Below are 15,971 nucleotides of genomic sequence, written 5' to 3'. Positions count from 1 at the left end.
TCGCTTGTACTACTTGCCCGAGTTGTTGCCGCCGTTGCCCGTGGTGGCATTGGCCGGCCAGCCGGAACCGGCGAGTTGTTCGCGATAGCGCTTGTAGCCGTTGTCGTAACTGTCGACGTCGATCTTGGCGCCGTTGCCGTTCGGGCCGAGAACGACGAGCCATTCGGGATAGCGCAGGAAGGTCAGCGCGCCGCTGCGGTACTGCGCGGTCTCGTCGGTCTTGCGCGTCACGTCCCGCACCACGCGATCGGGCGACTGGGAGGTGGTGTAGACCTGCCCGCCCAGCTTGTCGTCCAACTGTGCGGCGCGCTGGTAGTGCTTCTGGATGTATGGTCGCGGGTCATCGACATTGAGCGTGCCGACCAGGCCCGCGATGGCGCCCACACCGGTCAGGACGGCGACGAGCAGGCCCGCGAGGGTGAGCCCGATCCCCCGGACGCTGCCCTTGCGCGAAGCGCGGACCATCAACCACACCAGGACGCCGAACGCCAGGACCGCCAGGACCAACAGGGCGATCCACAGAAACAAAGCCACGAGATTTCACTCCTCCCCGGCGCGAATAGTACTGGACGGGACGCGAAACCACAGCGGCAGCGAGCCCGCACCGAAACGGGTGCGGGCTCGCGGTGGGCCTTGCCGGGAGGGAAACCGGGCGTCAGGGAGCGCAGTTCGGGCAGAGCCCCCAGAACACGACTTCGGCCTCGTCGACGACGAATCCGTGGGCCGCACCGGGTTCCAGGCACGGGGCCGCGCCCACGGCGCAGTCGACGTCCACGACCGTGTCGCAACTCCGGCACACCAGGTGGTGGTGATTGTCGCCGGTGCGCGCCTCGTACAGCGCGGGCGAACCCGCGGGTTCGATCCGGCGGAGCAGCCCGGCGCCGACACAGGCCCGCAGCACGTCGTACACGGCCTGCGTGGACACCGAGCCCAGCTGTTCGCGCACCCGCACCGCCACCCGGTCGGCGTCCGAGTGCGGGGCCCGGGCCACCGCGTCCAGCACCGCGACGCGCGGTGCGGTCACCCGCAGACCCGCGGCCCGCAACCGTTCCCGTGCGTCATATCCGGTGTGCATGACAACCAGCCTGCCCGCTTTTCTGGAATTAGTCAAAAAGACATTCGCGCAGGCGACGAGCCCACGACCGGTTCCCGGGCGCTCACTGATGCGGATTCACGTTCGGCGGCAGGGTCACCCGCGGGGCGGTGGGCGCCCGGGTCGGCAGCTGCCCGAGCCCCGAGGGCAGCACGACACGGGAGGGGAAGTGGTCGAACGGATCCGGGTACAGCGTGGGCGGCTGCCGGTAGGACGGGAACGGGGTCCGCCAGATGTTGGCGGGCGGGGTGAACCCGGGCCGGTCCCCCGCGTCGTCGTCCCCGGAGTTCGCGATGCCGTGGAAGGCGACCAGCGCCAGCGCCGCCAGGCCGAAACCGATGAGCCTGCCGCCGATCCCGCCCGAGGGACGCGGCGGGGGCGGGGCGGGGCGGGGTGCGCGACGCGGGCGCGGCGACCGATGGACGACCGGGGGTGGAACCGGGTCGTACGGGGGCTCCGGGGACGAAGGACCCGACCCGGGCGCCGGGGGCTCCCCCGCGACCGGACGGTCGGCGCCGTCCTCGCCGCCGTACCCGCTCACCGCGACCCACATGTTCGGCGCGGGGTCCGGCGCGGGCGGTGCGGCGACGATCGCCGCGTAGTCCACGGGCACCGGCGGATCGTCGTCCGGGCCCGGCCCGAGCGCGGCGCGCAGGGCGAGCGCGCGCCGATCCCGTTCGCGATCGATGGTCTCCAGCAGCGCCCGCACCTGGCCGCCGCGAGCCGGTTCCAGCACCGCGGCCCGCAGCAGCTCCTCGCGGGCCACGTCGAGGCGGCCGTGCGCCAGCTCGAGCAGCGCCAGCTCGAGCAGGGCCTCGGTGTTCTCCGGCGCCAGTTCGAGCGCGGTGCGGAACGCGGCCTCGGCCAGTTCCAGCGAATTCGGGCCGCGCACGTGGTGGTGCAGGATCGACCCCCGCAGCACGTGGACATCGACGTTGCCGGGGTCGATCTCGAGCGCCTCGTCCAGATTCTCCAGTGCCGCACCGGGATCGGTCTCGCGCCTGGTCACCGCGAGCACGCGCAGATTGTCCACGTCCTCGGGATCGATCTCCGTCGCCCGCAGCGCGCTCTGCACGGCCTGCTCCCGCAGCTCCCGCCGCCACACCGGTTCGAGGGTGTCCGCCGCCTCCTGCGCCTTGGCCAGCGCCCGGATCCGCCACACCAGCGAGTGTTCGGGCACCACCCGCAGCGCGAGCTCGCTGTACTCGAGCGCCCGCGCGTACTCGCCCAGGCGCAGCGCCACCTCGGCCATCCCGGTCAGCGCCGACCAGTCCTCCGGATCGGCCGCCAGCACCTCGGCGAACATCTCCCGCCCGGCGTCCAGCCGCCCCAGCTCGACCAGCACCCAGGCCCGATCGACCTTGCTCTCCATCACTCACGACCTCTCGGCCGCCGCGCGCTCGGGTGGCCAGACGAATTCTTTTCGGTACGCCGCCCGGGACGCGCTCGTACCCGGTTCCGCGCGAACCGGTTTCGGGTCAGCGGGCCTTGCGGGCGCGCATGTAGGCGGCGAGCTCGTCGTACGCGCCGTCGTTGTTGGCGAACTCGACCACGTTGCGGGCGGACTCGAACCACGGCGTCGTACTGGGGCGGATCGCGGCCATGGCGCGCTCGATGTCGGGCATCGCGATCGGGCGGACCGTCCCGGTGCGCAGCGAGTCGGCCATCGCGAACTGCGTTGCGGACGTGCAGATGTGGGCCAGGTCGGCGCCGGAGAAGGAATCCGTGCGGGCGGCGATGACCTTCAGATCGATGCCCTCCACCGGGCGGTCCCGCAGGTGGTGGCGCAGGATCGCCACGCGCGCCTCGGGATCGGGGAGCCCGACCAGGATCATCCGGTCGAACCGGCCGGGGCGGCGCAGGGCCACGTCGATGTCCCAGGGGTGATTGGTCGCGCCGAGCACGTAGACGCCCTCGTTGCTGCCCAGGGCCGAATCCATCTCGGTGAGCAGCTGATTCACGATCGGGCGCATCCCCGAGGAGCCGGACATCTGACTGCGCTTGTAGCCGAGCGCGTCGATCTCGTCGATGAACAGCACGCAGGGGGCATTGCGGCGGGCCATCTCGAACACCTGGTGCAGATTGCGCTCGCTCGACCCGAGGTGGAAATCGAGGATCTCCGCGATCTCGATGGGGTAGAAGTTCGCGCCCAGCTCACCGGCGACGGCCGCGGCGATGAACGTCTTGCCGCAGCCGGGCGGCCCGTACAGCAGCAGACCGCCCCGGGCGCTGGTCCCGAAAGCCTTGGCCAGCTCGGGATTACGCAGCGGGCCGAGCAACGACAGCTCCAGCTGCTCCTTGACCGACTCCATCCCGCCCACATCGGCGAGCACGACCTTCGGCTTCTGGAAGCGGCCGACATCGGACTCGATGGCGGCCAGCGACTCGCCGCTGTCGATGAACGCGGGCTTGACGATGTCGCCGACCTCGGCCTCCGCGGCCGCCCAGTCGAAATCACCACCGCGCTGGGAATTCGGGTCGGCGACAGGCGGAACAGGAAGGGGGCCTTCGGCTCTCGGCGCGTCTTCGGCTCTCGGCGCGGGTTCGACCCGCTCGGGGGCGGCCGCACCGGCCAGCGCCGCCGTGCAGCGCTGGAGCAGAGCCATGGCCGCGGCGTTGCCCGCGTCCTGCGCCAGGGCGCTCGCGCAGTGGGTGAGCGCCTCGGCGTGGCGGCCGCGCTCGGCCAACAGCTCGATCACCCGCAGGCGGATCGGCAGCAGGTCCGGGTTGTGGTCGAGCACCGCCAGGAGTTCGGCGAGCACCGGATCGTCGATCAAGATCTGTTCCTATCGCGCGGGCATGGTCGGCCAGGTCTGCGGGACCGTGGGCGGATATACCTGGGTCGGGTACGGCTTGGTGTAGGTACGGGTCGGGTAGTGCGGCGCCGGCCGATCGGACGACGAATCGGAATCGCCCAGCCCGAGTTCCAGGGCGATGCCGGCGATGAAGGTGACCGCGCCGAACGCGATCTTCGCCAGCACCCGGCCATCGGAATCGGAATCCTCGGACTGCCGGGCATCCCGCGCGCGTTCGGCCGCGGCCACCCGCCGCGCGATCTCCTGCTCCTGCAGATCAGCGCGCACCGCGGCGCGCAGTTCGTACAGCGTGGCATCGGCGGGATCCAGCCGCACCGCCTTGTCCAGCGCGACCAGCGCGTCGGCAGGCGAGGCCACCAGCAGCGTCAGCGCGCGCATACGCAGATTCTCGACATCGCCGGGCGCCAGTTCGACCGCCCGGCGCGCGGCCACGATCGACTCGATTCGATGCTCGCGCACCCGCGCGACCTTGCCGCGGGTCGCGCTCGCCAATTCCCGGTGCGCCGACGCGCGTACCCGCCACGCCGTGGCATTGTCCGGCTGCTCGTCCAGCACCACCGAAATCCGTTCGAGCGCCGTCTCGTACTCGTGCCGCTCCAGCGCCGCGAGAGCCGCGCGCAGCATGTCCTGCGCGACAGCGCCGTCCTTCGAGCCGTACATCCCCCACCACACTTCTGTCTGTTCGGCCCGAATGCTAAACCGTGACGCCGACAACAGTTGTGGTGCGGTGTGGCGGGCGCTATCCGAATGGCCGTGCGGCTTCGCACGTTAGCGGGCGCGCACCCGCGGCGCGACCGGATTCCGCACGTTGCCCACATCACACGCGCCGCGGTGGAATAGATCCGGCCGGGCCCCGGTTGATGAGTTCTGTCGGCGTCGGAAACAGCCCCGGGCCGCACCCATCAGTCGCTACGAGCGACCACTCGCCGAGAGGCGCTTGTTGGGCGTCGACTTCTCTTCGCGGCATTCGTGCCGCGAGCGGACGCCGCCAGTCACCCCCGTCTGGCGGCGTTTTGCTGTTCCGGGCCCGCCGTCACGGCCCGGCGCAATTCGCCACGCGGACGGACTGATTCAACGGCTCGCGGCGCCCGCCGCGAGTTAGCCTGAAAAATATGGTGCGCGAGCGCAGGGGGCTGGCCGGCGCAGTAGCGGTGGCGATGACGGCGAGCAGCGTGTTCTTCGGCAGCGGTGCGGCGGGGGCCGCCCCGGCCTCATCGCGATGCGCGCAACCGATAGGGCGGGAATTCGAACGCGGAACTCCCGAAGAAGCCGGATTCGACCCGATACTGCTCGCGGATGCCCTCACTTTCGCGGCCGGTCGTAATCGCGCCAATGTGCAGATCTTTCGGCACAATTGCCTGATCGGTGAGGGCCCTTTCAACGAACTGACCGGATCGGTTCCCTGGAATGTCTGGAGCGTCACCAAAAGCGTCGTTTCGCTACTGGCCGGAATCGCCTGGGATCGCGGACAACTCGATCTGGACGCCGCTATCGGCGAATATCTGCCACCCGGACTCGGCGATGCCGCGCACCGCGCCATTACGGTGCGCAATCTGCTCACCGAAACATCCGGATTGCGAGTCGGCGTCGTCACCGAGGGGATTACCGGGGTCGTTCCCATCGACCCCTTCAGTGCCGTGCAGGCGCTCGCGGTGCCCTTCGCGGATCCGCCCGGCACGGTGTTCACCTACAGCCAGCGCAATGTGGACCTGCTCGCGTACGTTCTCGAACTCGCGGTCGGCAGCCCGCTCCAGGAGTTCGCACAGCGGGAACTGTTCGGCCCCATCGGCATCGAGCGCGGCGACTACTACTGGGCCCGGGATCGATCCGGGCACACCTACGGCTACGCGCACCTGTTGCTGCCGCCGCTGGACCTGGCGCGACTGGGATTGCTGGTCGCCGCCGGCGGGCGCTGGCACGACCGGCAGGTGATCTCCGCCGAGTATCTGCGCCGCGCCACCGCGCCCTCGGACACCGACCCCTGCTACGGCTTCCTGTTCTGGACCGGCCCCGGATGCGCCGAGAATCCCGAATTCCTGCCCGCGGACGCCTATTCCATGTCCGGCTTCGGCCTGCAGCACGTGTACTTCCTGCCCGGCCTCGATCTCACCGTGGTGTGGACCGGCCTGTTCGGCGTGCACACCACGCAGGTGCCGGGCGGTCTGCTGAAGCACGGGGTGGAGGTGCCGTACGAGTTCTTCCGCAGGCTCTTCGCCGCCATGACCGACAGCCCGGTCCCCGCGCCGGGCCCGTTCGTGGAACCTCCGGCGCAGTTGAACGCGGGCGACTACATCGACACCGATATCGCGCTGGCCGTGTTCGGCCTCGGTCCCGCCGCCTATCCCGGCTGTACCGTGCTGTCCTGCTTGGACATTCCGCTCGCGCCGCCGTTCAGCGACGCGCCGCCGGGCTGCCTGCTGCTGGCATGCCTCGGCCCGGATCCGCGCACACCCGGAATCCGCTGACCCCACGCCCCCGGTCCCCGAACCGAGGGGTGCCGACTAGGGTGTCACGGCCGCGCGGCCCGCGAGATCACGCAGTTCATCGGCCGGACGCCGGCCTGCGAACTGTAGTAGGTCGCGCACCACCTCCCGGGCACGATGATCGTTGTGCACGTACTCCGGGGTCAGCCGCTCGGCGTTGAGCAGGGACTCCAGAGCCTCCGATGCCTGCCGCCGTTGCGCGTGCGCGCGTGCGACATCCACCAGGAAACGCGCCTGCCGCTCCGGTGAGAGCACGGACGCGTCGACGGTGCGCGCGGTATCGAGCGCCTCGCCCGCGTCACCGAGCTCGACCGCCACCGCGACCGCGTACACGGCCACACTGGTCGGACCGAATTCGGTGTCGAAATCGTTGCGCCCCTCACCGAGTCGCGCCGCGGCGGCACGCGCCGCGGCCAATCCCGTGCGGGCCGCCGTTCTGTTCCCGTCCGTCGCCGCGATCACCGCCAGCATCAGCTGGAGAGAACCGTAGAGCGACAACACCTCCGGACGAACGAGATCATCGCCGCCGGCCTGACCGACCTGCGGCGCCAACGCGGCCACCGAGACCCGAGCCGCCTGTTCGGCCTGCTCGAGTCGCTGCAACCGCAGGAAAGCCTGTGCCATGCGGTACGTTCCGGCCACCACGCTGAGCGCGTCGCCGGATTCCTCGGCCGCTGTCAGCGCCCGATCCGCGGCAACCCAGGCCGCATCCACTTCTTCCTGTCTGGTGAACGCGGTCGCGGCCACCTGGTAGGCGCGTGACAGCAGTGTCAGCACCTCCGGCCGCTTCGCGGAATCGCTCCGCGCCGCGTGTTCGAGATCCGGGATGAGTTCCAGCAGGCTGCTGCCGACTTCCACGAGCCGAGACTCGTGCGCCAGCCGCCAAACCAGATCCACCCGCTCCCGCAGCCCCGGCAACTCGTCGGCCGACTCGCGATCGACCGGTCTCACTTCCGAGTCGCCAAGGATTTGCTCCAATGCCGGATGTCCGGTGAGCAACAGTCGCAGCTGTTCGAAAACGGCGGACCCCGCTCGACGCCCATCACCGCGATCGGCGGCCAGGGGTTCGGCCGCCTCCGGTCTGAGATCTCGCACCGCCACGCCGAGTACATCGGCCAAACGCTGTAGTACCGACAGTCTCTCGACCGGCAGCACGTCACGCTCGACCTGTGACACCCAGCTTTCCGAGCGCCTGATCGCGGCGCCCAACTCTTTCTGCGATAGTCCCCGCCGCCGGCGCAACTCCGCTACCCGTGCCCCTAGGGTACTTTCGGCCACCGGGTCAAACTCCTTCTGCCTGATCGGCTTTCCCGGCCGTCACCGCCCGCGTGTTTCGCCGATGTCTACCATGCCCTTCTCCTTCCCGATGGGAACTTCTCCTTCCCCTATGAGATCTGCCGACAAGGATTCCAGACAGGGCGAGCTTACGGCGCACAGTATGGAACATGTATTTTTCTTATTGCACCGCAATTTTTCTGTGTTTATCGTTTACCGAGGACACGACGCACCAAATCCGACACAAGAGGTGGCTGTTGACCGCCGCACCGCAAACGCGTGAAGTCCATGTGCGCCTGCGCTTTCCGGGCGGCATGGTCTTGGACTACCGCGCCGAACACACAATTGCCGAACGACTCGCGGCACATCTGCGCCCCCATCGCATTGAAGTCACCATAGAGACGTCGGCCCCGAACCGACTTCCCCCACTCCCCTGCGCCGAACTCTGGACCGACTGAAATGAGAAAACGGGCCGTTTGATCCTTGATGGATCGAACGGCCCGTTCTCGGACTCACGTGGAATCTCAGCGATTCGCCAGCAGGACCTCGGCGATCTGAATGGTGTTCAGCGCGGCGCCCTTACGCAGGTTGTCGCCGGAGATGAACAGCGCCAGACCGCGGCCGTCCGGCACGCCCGGATCCTGGCGGATGCGGCCGACGAGCGAGTCGTCGGCGCCGGCGGCGGCCAGCGGGGTGGGGACGTCCACCAACTTGACGCCGGGGGCGCCCGCGAGCAGCTTCTTGGCGGTCTCCACCGAAATCGGCTCGGCGAACTCGGCATTGATCGACAGCGAGTGCCCGGTGAAGACCGGCACGCGCACGCAGGTGCCGCTGACCAGCAGGTCCGGCAGGTTCAGGATCTTGCGCGACTCGTTGCGCAGCTTCTGATCCTCGTCGGTCTCCTCCGAGCCGTCATCCACCAGCGCGCCCGCGAGCGGGATCACGTCGAAGGCGATGGGCGCGACGTACTTGTTCGGGGCCGGGAACTCCACGGCCGAACCGTCGTGCACCAGCTGCTCGGCGTTGTCGATGACCGCGCGCACCTGGGTGGCGAGTTCCTCGACGCCGGCCAGGCCGCTACCGGACACCGCCTGGTAGCTGGAGACGATGAGCCGGCGCAGGCCCGCTTCGTCGTGCAGCACCTTGAGCACCGGCATGGCGGCCATGGTGGTGCAGTTCGGGTTGGCGATGATGCCCTTCTTCAGGTTCCGGGTCGCCTCGGGATTGACCTCGGACACGACCAGCGGGACCTCGGGGTCCTTGCGCCAGGCCGACGAGTTGTCGATGACCGTGACGCCGGCGGCCGCGAAACGCGGCGCCTGCACCCGGGACATGGTCGCGCCCGCGGAGAACAGTGCGATGTCCAGGCCGGTCGGGTCGGCGGTCTCGGTGTCCTCGACCACGATGTCCTGACCGCGGAACGGCAGGATCTTGCCCGCCGACCGCGCGGAGGCGAAGAACCGGATCTCGTCGACCGGGAAGTTGCGCTCCTCCAGCAGCTTTCGCATGACGGCGCCGACCTGACCGGTCGCGCCGACGACTCCTACCCGCAGTCCCATGATCTAGCGCCCCGTTCCGCCGTGCACCACGGCCAGTTCGTCGCCGCCGAGCTCGAACGCCCGGTGCAGCACCTGCACGGACTCGTCCAGGTCGGTGTCCTTGACCAGCACCGAGATTCGGATCTCGGAGGTGGAGATGAGATCGATGTTGATACCCGCGTCGGCGAGCGACTCGCAGAAGGTCGCGGTCACGCCCGGATGCGACTTCATACCGGCGCCGACGAGGGACACCTTGCCGACGTGGTCGTCGTAGATCACCTGCGAGAAGCCGATGTCGCCCTGGCGCTTGGTGAGCAGTTCGACCGCGCGCGGGCCGTCCAGCTTGGGCAGGGTGAAGGTGATGTCGGTCTTACCCGTCTCCACCTTCGAGATGTTCTGCAGCACCATGTCGATATTGATCTCGGCATCGGCGACGGCACGGAACACCTTGGCGGCGTAGCCCGGTTCGTCCGGAATGCCGATCACGGTCACCTTGGCCTCGCTGCGGTCGTGCGCGACGCCCGTGAGGATTGCTTGCTCCAAGGGGATGTCCTCCATCGATCCGGTAATCAGGGTGCCGGTCTTGTCCGTGTACGAGGAACGGACGTGCACCGGCACGTTGTAGCGGCGCGCGTACTCGACGCAGCGCAGCATGAGAACTTTCGAGCCGCAGGCGGCCATCTCCAGCATTTCCTCGTAGGAGACGGTGTCCAGCTTCTGAGCATCGGAGACGACCCGGGGATCGGCGCTGAAGACGCCGTCCACATCGGTATAGATCTCGCACACATCGGCATTGAGCGCGGCGGCCAGCGCGACGGCGGTGGTGTCCGAGCCGCCGCGGCCCAGCGTGGTCACGTCCTTGCTGTCCTGGCTCACGCCCTGGAAGCCCGCGACCAGCACGATGGTGCCCTCGGCGAGCGCGTCCTGCACCCGGCCCGGCGCCACGTCGATGATCTTCGCGTTGCCGTGCGCGCCGGTGGTGATGACACCGGCCTGCGAGCCGGTGAAGGACCGCGCCTCGGCGCCGAGCGAGTGAATCGCCATGGCCACCAGCGCGTTGGAGATGCGCTCACCCGAGGTGAGCAGCATGTCCATTTCGCGGGCGGGCGGCGCGGGGGCGACCTGCTGGGCCAGATCGAGAAGTTCGTCGGTGGTGTCACCCATCGCCGAGCAGACCACGACCACATCGTGGCCCTGCTTCTTCGTCTCGATGATCCGCTCGGCAACCCTGCGGATGCGCTCGGCGGTGGCGACCGAGGATCCTCCGTACTTCTGGACGACGAGAGCCACGGCGGAAATCCTCCAAGATCGACTAACTGCTGCTACCGATCCACAAGACTACCGGCCCAGGTCACGAGATTTTCGGCCACCTCCCGGCAACCGGAATCTCACCGAGCTGATCAGGCGCGAGTGAGCCAGGTGACCTGCGCACCACTGTCGAATTCCCGCCGCCGCTCGACCCGGAAGCCGGTCGGCCGGAAATTTCCGGCAAGCGCCCGCACGCCGTCCCCCAGCAGCACCGGGTACTGCTTGATGACGAGTTCGTCGATCTCGTCGAGCACCTGGGCGGCGAACTTGCCGCCGCCCGCCAGCCAGATGCCCTGTCCGTCCTCTTTCTTCAGGCGCCGGATCAGCCCGACCGGGTCCGATTCCACCAGTTCCACCCCCGGGTCGGCGATCTCGCCGAGCGTCGTCGAGACCACGTACTGCCGCAGGTGCGGGTACGGGCTCGCGATGCCGACCGCCAGCGCGGGCTCGTAGGTGCCCCGACCCATGACCAGGGTGTCGAAGTGCGCGTTGGCCGCGCCCTCGGGCACACCGAAGTGCGGCCGGACGTGCGCGGGCAGGGTTTCCGGGTAGTCGGTCGCCAGCCAGGTCCAGAAGTCGGGCGATGCCTGGTAGTCGCTGATGTCCCCGTCGGGGGCGGCGATGTAGCCGTCGAGGGACATGCCGACGAAATAGGTGAGGTTTCGCATGCTGTACTGCCCAACCCGTAGTGCCACGTTTGAAGTGGTTTGAATGTAGTACTACGACTGGAGTGGTGTCAACACCGGATTCGGAAACCCGCGATATCGAGGAACGGGACGGTCGAGCAACACCGCCGCGACCCCGTCACGGCGCGATGGAACAGGTGACAGGGGGTGAAGGCGAGCCCGTCAAGCCCAGAGAAATAGTCACGTTTCAGAGCTGACCGGCCGAAATTTCTCCCCCACCTGTCCGAGATGCCTATTACGTTGGCGGCCAGGGATATTCGCAAACCTGTCGAAACAGGCGGGTTCGAGCGGCCTGGGACACAGTTGACTCGGCGAGCGACGCTGGTCACAATCAGGCCCCGAAGCTGGAGGGTTGGAATGCGTACTAAGACTGATCACCGATTCGTCATCGACATCGATCCCGATCAGGTGATGGAGGCGTTGCTCATGGTCGAGCAACTGCCGGACTGGTCGCCTTCCCACTCGGATGTCCGGGTCGCGACCCGGGACAAGATGGGCAGACCGAAGCGAACCTACATCTCGGCGAACCTCATGGGCCGGCCAGATCGGCAGGTCGTCGAGTACACCTGCACCGAGAACCGGGTCGCCTGGAAGGTCACCGAGTCCAGCGCCGGGGCCGGCGGCCAGGGCTGGTTCGACGTCGCCGAGACCGAGGACGGCGGCACCGAGGTCTGGTACCACTCCGAGATCTACCTGCCGATCCCCGCGCCCGGCATGTTCCTCAAGCGCACCGCGCGCCGCGAGGGCGAAGCCATGATCGAGAACTTCATCGCCTTCGTCGAAGCCGTCACCGGCGTCGAAGGACTCGGCGAGGTCGAGGAGCCGTACGCCGAACCCGCGCCCTACGAGCCCGCGAGCTACGCGCAGCAGCTCAACTACGGCCACGGATTCGAGCCGAAGTTCGGCACCGCGTAACAGCGACGGGCGGCAGGCCGCGGGAGCCGCGGTGACGCCGAGGGCGAACACGCGTCCGCTGCACTGTCATTGACGCCCCGGGCCCTGCACTATGTCCCACATGCCCGGTGCGCAACGATCACGATTGACGAGGGTCGGCGAGAACGCCTCCGTCACCCAACTGGAACTATTCTTCGACCTGGTGATCGTGTTCGCCTTCACCATGGTCACCGACTTCGCCGCGCACGAGACCACCGCGGTCAACATGCTGCGCTCACTGCTGATCCTCATGCTGCTGTGGTGGATGTGGATCGCCTACTCCTGGCTCGGCAATGTCATCAAGGCCGACGAGGGCATCGCCCGCGTCGGCATTTTCGTGGCCATGGGCGGCGCGTTCCTCATCGCGCTCACGATCCCCGAAGCCTTCCACGACCTGCCCGGCGGCTGGTACGCGCCACTGGTCTTCGTCATCGCGTACCTGCTCGTGCGCCTGGTCCACCTGTGGATGTTCTGGCTCGCCAGCGCGCAGGACGCGCAACTGCGACACCAGGTCGTGCGCTGGGCCGCCGGGTCGCTCACCATCTCCGGCACCCTGCTGACCATCGGCGCGCTCACCAGCGAGACCGCGCAACTGCTGCTGTGGCTGGCGGCGCTCGCCGGGGACATGCTCTGGACCAGCCTGGCCGGCAACGAGTGGCGACTCAACTCCGCCAAGCACTTCGCCGAACGCTACGGGCTGATCATCATCATCGCGCTGGGCGAATCCATCGTCTCCATCGGCGTCGGGGTCGCCGGCCTGCCGATCTCCTGGCCCATCGCGCTGGGATCGATGCTGGGACTGGCCATTTCGGGCCTGCTGTGGTGGGCATACTTCGACGTCGCCGCGCTGACCGTGGAACACGAACTGGCGCACTCCACCGGAACGCGCCGGGTGCGAATCGCCCGCGGCTGCTACACCTACTGGCACTTCCCCATGATCGTCGGCGTCATCGCGCTCTCGCTCGGCATGAAGAAGGTGATCAACTACGTCGGCGACGCGGAGGACCACCGGCTCTCCGACGCGCTGTACGGAATTCCGCTGTACTGCCTGTACGGCGGCGTGGTGCTGTACCTGCTGGCGCTCGTCGGCTTCAAGTACTACGCGACCCGGCAGCTGAGTACGCACCGGCTGCTCGCCGTCGTCCTGCTGCTGGTGCTGATCCCGCTCGCGGCGGCGCTGCCCGCCCTGGCCTCGCTGACAATGCTGTTCGTGGTGCTGGGCGCGCTGATCCTGTGGGAGACCATCTCCTATCGCGAACCGCGCGAGGAGATCCGGCACGGATCGCACGCCGAAGCGTGAGGGTGAAAGGTGGATCAGCGGTCGAACCGGTGATCCACCGATTCGCTCACGCGGACGCCCTCGCGGACGGCCTCGCGCATCTGATTGATGTTCTCCCGCAGCACATCGGCGACCAGCTCGTCGGTGCGCTCGTCGGCGAGCACCCGGAAGATGATCCGGAAGCTCGCGTCGGCGACGCCGCGAATGATGTCCTCGTGGAACGGCAGGTAGCGGACCCGGCCCAGCTGCGGGTCCTGGCGAATGAACTCGACCATCATCTGATCGATCTCGCCGCGGTTCTCCTCCAGCGCGTTCGCGATGTTGCGGGCGTAGTGGCCGGTGCGCAGCACCTCGGCGACCTCGTCCAGCACCGCCATGGTCACCGGCCGCTTCACGGTGTCGACGATCGCGCCGACCGACCGATTCACGATCGCCGCGGTCACCCGGTCCCCGAAGGCCCGATCGGCCACGCGCGCCAGCCGGACCAGGATCACGATCACCCGCAGCAGCCGGAAGCCGCGGAAGAAGGGGCTGGTCACCGGGATCATGCCCAGCACCTCGTACCAGTAGACGAACGGGAAGGTCCAGTTCCAGCCCTCCCGCCGCCAGCGCCAGCAGAACTCGGCCGCGAAGATCGCGCAGATCGTGTAGTCCGCGATCTGGATGAGCCGGTAGGTGTCCCCGCCGACCGGGAAGAACGTGATCCAGGCGACCAGCACGACCGAGATCACCGCCAGCCCCAGCATGAGGAAGTCCGTCCACAGGGCCGGTGGCTTACGCGGGTACTCCACGTCCCGCGGTGCGCTCGCCTCGATCACGCCGACCCCTTCCACATCGAACGGTCCCGCGCCAGCGTAGTGGCCGTACCCGGCTCGGTGCGCGATTCCGCGACGGCCGGTCCGAGGGGCGGCCGGCGAGCGCGAAAAGCGTTTCTGCGCAGGTATTTCCGCTACGCGCTCAGCTGCCCGCGCGAATGATCGCCTCGATATTGCGTTCGGCCAGGGCCGTGATGGTCAGCGACGGGTTGACGGTGGCCGAGCTGCCGGGCAGGCCCGCGCCGTCCATCACGTAGAGCCCCGGGTGCCCGTGGACGCGGCCGTACCCGTCGGTCGCCTGGCCGAGCACCGCGCCGCCGAGCGGATGGGCGGTGAAGAAGGCGTTGGCGTCGTAGCCGATCGGGGCGTAGTCCAGCAGGGCGCCCGAGCGCTGCGCGATGCGCTGGTCGACGGCCCGGCAGGCGGCGGCCACCTGATCCTGCACCCCGGCGTTCCAGCTCAGGCCGACCGCGTTGCGGGCGCTGTCGTAGCCGAAGCGGGCGCGGGTCGGGTCGAGCACCATACCGAGCGAGGCAATCGCGCCGGTGTCGACGGGAATGCCGGGGACGTACCAGTTCTCGAGCGTCAGCGGGACGGCCGAATCATCGAAGATCCGGCTGGCGCTGGGCACGCCGCCGCCGGTGGCGCTCAGCGAATCGGCGCTGCGGGCCAGCACCACGTCGCCGTTCGTGCCCCAGCCCGCGCCGATGTGCTCGTTGAGCCGGGGCAGGGCGCCGGTGGCCTGGGCGCGGACCAGCAGTTCGGAGGTGCCGATCGATCCGGCGCCCAGGAACAGCCGATCGCAGGTGAGGGTGCGGGTGCGCAGGACCACGCCGGTGGGCGCGAGCTTGGACACGGTCACCACGTATTTGCCGGAACCGTCCTGGGCGATCGAGTCCACGCGGTGGCCCGGGAAGATGGCGCTGCGGCCGGTGGCCTCGGCGTAGCGCAGGTAGTTCTGATCGAGATCGAACTTCGCACCGTTCGAGTTGCCGAGGTTGCTGCGCGACGCGGTGGCCGAGGCGCGGGTGGTGCCGGCCAGTTCGGCGCGCAGCACGTCCCAGTTGAAGATCGAATCATTGGCCAGCGGTTCGTAACCCGCGGTTCGCACCTGCTGATCCCAGACCCGGGAGTGGGCGAAGGGCGCGGAGTTGTAGATGTCGGCGGGCATGGGGCTCAGCCGCAGCATCTGCCGCACCCGCGGGTAGTACACGCTCTCCAGCTCGCCGAAGTCGACCACGCCGCGAAAGACGCTGTCGAACAGGTGCTTCGGCGGGGCGACCATGGCGCCGGAGAAGATGATCGAGCCGCCGCCGACCGCGGCCGCGCGCCACACGTCGATGCCCGGGTAGTCGACCACGTCGAGCACGCCGCCGAAATCGGCGAAGGCCATGGGCACCTTGGTGACACCGGTGAAGCTGGTCCGGTGCCAGAACCCGCGGCCGTCGGGCAGGTCGTCGCCGGTGAAGATTTCCCGCTGCGGGTCGTTGGGCCAGCGTGAGCCGCGCTCGAGCACGGTGTTCTGCACGCCGGCCTCGGCTAGTCGCAGGGCGGTGACCGCGGCGCCGAAGCCGGACCCGATCACGATCGCCTGGGAGTGCTCGGGCGGATCCGGCAGCGGCGCGAAGATTTCCGGCACCCACCGCTCGAACAGCGCGTTCCACAACGGACTCGCCGACGCGGTACCGGGGCCGCGCACGGCCGCCCCCGATCCCATACCGGCGACAAAAGCCGCAAAACCGGCA

Annotated in this window: 15 protein-coding genes; 4 read left to right on the top strand and 11 right to left on the bottom strand. The window is 68.6% G+C overall.

The window, feature by feature from the left end; translation table 11 throughout:
* Positions 1 to 9: 9 nt before the first annotated feature.
* From ACWDOP_RS27890 to ACWDOP_RS27870, 5 genes are all read right to left on the bottom strand, one after another.
* Positions 10 to 534 carry a DUF4247 domain-containing protein gene (locus tag ACWDOP_RS27890; RefSeq protein WP_456347412.1) on the bottom strand — a complete coding sequence of 175 codons (525 nt, stop codon included), beginning with the start codon at positions 532 to 534 and terminating at the stop codon, positions 10 to 12.
* Between the two features lie 121 nt (positions 535 to 655).
* On the bottom strand, positions 656 to 1,075 hold the full coding sequence (locus tag ACWDOP_RS27885; protein ID WP_454204651.1) for a Fur family transcriptional regulator: 420 nt from the start codon (positions 1,073 to 1,075) through the stop codon (positions 656 to 658).
* Positions 1,076 to 1,157: 82 nt separating this feature from the next.
* Entirely contained in the window at positions 1,158 to 2,465 is a 1,308-nt protein-coding gene (locus ACWDOP_RS27880; protein ID WP_456347411.1) for a tetratricopeptide repeat protein, read from the bottom strand.
* Between the two features lie 106 nt (positions 2,466 to 2,571).
* On the bottom strand, positions 2,572 to 3,870 hold the full coding sequence (locus tag ACWDOP_RS27875; RefSeq protein WP_456347410.1) for an AAA family ATPase: 1,299 nt from the start codon (positions 3,868 to 3,870) through the stop codon (positions 2,572 to 2,574).
* Between the two features lie 9 nt (positions 3,871 to 3,879).
* Complete coding sequence (locus ACWDOP_RS27870; RefSeq protein ID WP_456347409.1) at positions 3,880 to 4,569, bottom strand: tetratricopeptide repeat protein; 690 nt, start codon at positions 4,567 to 4,569, stop codon at positions 3,880 to 3,882.
* A gap of 452 nt (positions 4,570 to 5,021) precedes the next feature.
* On the opposite strand from ACWDOP_RS27870, the gene ACWDOP_RS27865 reads away from it, so the two are divergent.
* A complete protein-coding gene (locus ACWDOP_RS27865) occupies positions 5,022 to 6,374 on the top strand; it encodes a serine hydrolase domain-containing protein (RefSeq protein ID WP_456347408.1) in 1,353 nt (450 codons plus the stop codon).
* Positions 6,375 to 6,410: 36 nt separating this feature from the next.
* Here ACWDOP_RS27865 and ACWDOP_RS27860 read toward each other — a convergent pair whose 3' ends face one another.
* On the bottom strand, positions 6,411 to 7,670 hold the full coding sequence (locus ACWDOP_RS27860) for a helix-turn-helix domain-containing protein (protein WP_456347407.1): 1,260 nt from the start codon (positions 7,668 to 7,670) through the stop codon (positions 6,411 to 6,413).
* A 167-nt stretch (positions 7,671 to 7,837) separates the two neighbouring features.
* Here ACWDOP_RS27860 and ACWDOP_RS27855 point away from each other — a divergent pair, with 167 nt between their 5' ends.
* On the top strand, positions 7,838 to 8,125 hold the full coding sequence (locus ACWDOP_RS27855) for a hypothetical protein (protein WP_456347406.1): 288 nt from the start codon (positions 7,838 to 7,840) through the stop codon (positions 8,123 to 8,125).
* A 66-nt stretch (positions 8,126 to 8,191) separates the two neighbouring features.
* Here ACWDOP_RS27855 and ACWDOP_RS27850 read toward each other — a convergent pair whose 3' ends face one another.
* The 3 genes from ACWDOP_RS27850 to ACWDOP_RS27840 form a co-directional block, all read right to left on the bottom strand.
* Entirely contained in the window at positions 8,192 to 9,226 is a 1,035-nt protein-coding gene (locus ACWDOP_RS27850; protein ID WP_454204647.1) for an aspartate-semialdehyde dehydrogenase, read from the bottom strand.
* Between the two features lie 3 nt (positions 9,227 to 9,229).
* Positions 9,230 to 10,495: an aspartate kinase gene (locus tag ACWDOP_RS27845; protein WP_456347405.1), complete on the bottom strand. Its 1,266-nt coding sequence runs from the start codon at positions 10,493 to 10,495 to the stop codon at positions 9,230 to 9,232.
* A 110-nt stretch (positions 10,496 to 10,605) separates the two neighbouring features.
* Positions 10,606 to 11,181 (bottom strand): dihydrofolate reductase family protein, encoded by a 576-nt coding sequence (locus ACWDOP_RS27840; RefSeq protein WP_456347443.1) that lies wholly within the window; start codon positions 11,179 to 11,181, stop codon positions 10,606 to 10,608.
* 375 nt (positions 11,182 to 11,556) lie between these two features.
* Here ACWDOP_RS27840 and ACWDOP_RS27835 point away from each other — a divergent pair, with 375 nt between their 5' ends.
* Positions 11,557 to 12,114: an SRPBCC family protein gene (locus ACWDOP_RS27835; protein WP_454204643.1), complete on the top strand. Its 558-nt coding sequence runs from the start codon at positions 11,557 to 11,559 to the stop codon at positions 12,112 to 12,114.
* A 100-nt stretch (positions 12,115 to 12,214) separates the two neighbouring features.
* Complete coding sequence (locus ACWDOP_RS27830) at positions 12,215 to 13,432, top strand: low temperature requirement protein A (protein WP_456347404.1); 1,218 nt, start codon at positions 12,215 to 12,217, stop codon at positions 13,430 to 13,432.
* A 14-nt stretch (positions 13,433 to 13,446) separates the two neighbouring features.
* Here the strand turns inward: ACWDOP_RS27830 and ACWDOP_RS27825 are convergent, their stop codons facing one another.
* Together ACWDOP_RS27825 and ACWDOP_RS27820 are read right to left on the bottom strand one after the other, a co-directional pair.
* Positions 13,447 to 14,229, bottom strand: coding sequence for an ion transporter (locus tag ACWDOP_RS27825; RefSeq protein WP_456347403.1), 783 nt, complete (start codon positions 14,227 to 14,229; stop codon positions 13,447 to 13,449).
* A 139-nt stretch (positions 14,230 to 14,368) separates the two neighbouring features.
* Positions 14,369 to 15,943, bottom strand: a complete 1,575-nt coding sequence (locus ACWDOP_RS27820; RefSeq protein ID WP_456347402.1) for a GMC oxidoreductase — start codon at positions 15,941 to 15,943, stop codon at positions 14,369 to 14,371.
* Between the last annotated feature and the right edge of the window lie 28 nt (positions 15,944 to 15,971).

The sequence above is a fragment of the Nocardia sp. NPDC003693 genome (assembly GCF_053981095.1).
Note: the sequence above shows the minus strand (reverse complement) of the source record. Positions and strands in the feature narration are given on the sequence as shown.

What these genes read in the sequence shown, in the direction of transcription:
- ACWDOP_RS27885 (WP_454204651.1), bottom strand. Translation starts at nt 1,075, where the DNA reads ATGCACACCGGATATGACGCACGGGAACGGTTGCGGGCCGCGGGTCTG.
- ACWDOP_RS27880 (WP_456347411.1), bottom strand. Translation starts at nt 2,465, where the DNA reads ATGGAGAGCAAGGTCGATCGGGCCTGGGTGCTGGTCGAGCTGGGGCGG.
- ACWDOP_RS27870 (WP_456347409.1), bottom strand. Translation starts at nt 4,569, where the DNA reads ATGTACGGCTCGAAGGACGGCGCTGTCGCGCAGGACATGCTGCGCGCG.
- ACWDOP_RS27865 (WP_456347408.1), top strand. Translation starts at nt 5,022, where the DNA reads ATGGTGCGCGAGCGCAGGGGGCTGGCCGGCGCAGTAGCGGTGGCGATG.
- ACWDOP_RS27855 (WP_456347406.1), top strand. Translation starts at nt 7,838, where the DNA reads ATGTATTTTTCTTATTGCACCGCAATTTTTCTGTGTTTATCGTTTACC.
- ACWDOP_RS27850 (WP_454204647.1), bottom strand. Translation starts at nt 9,226, where the DNA reads ATGGGACTGCGGGTAGGAGTCGTCGGCGCGACCGGTCAGGTCGGCGCC.
- ACWDOP_RS27840 (WP_456347443.1), bottom strand. Translation starts at nt 11,181, where the DNA reads ATGCGAAACCTCACCTATTTCGTCGGCATGTCCCTCGACGGCTACATC.
- ACWDOP_RS27835 (WP_454204643.1), top strand. Translation starts at nt 11,557, where the DNA reads ATGCGTACTAAGACTGATCACCGATTCGTCATCGACATCGATCCCGAT.
- ACWDOP_RS27830 (WP_456347404.1), top strand. Translation starts at nt 12,215, where the DNA reads ATGCCCGGTGCGCAACGATCACGATTGACGAGGGTCGGCGAGAACGCC.
- ACWDOP_RS27820 (WP_456347402.1), bottom strand. Translation starts at nt 15,943, where the DNA reads ATGGGATCGGGGGCGGCCGTGCGCGGCCCCGGTACCGCGTCGGCGAGT.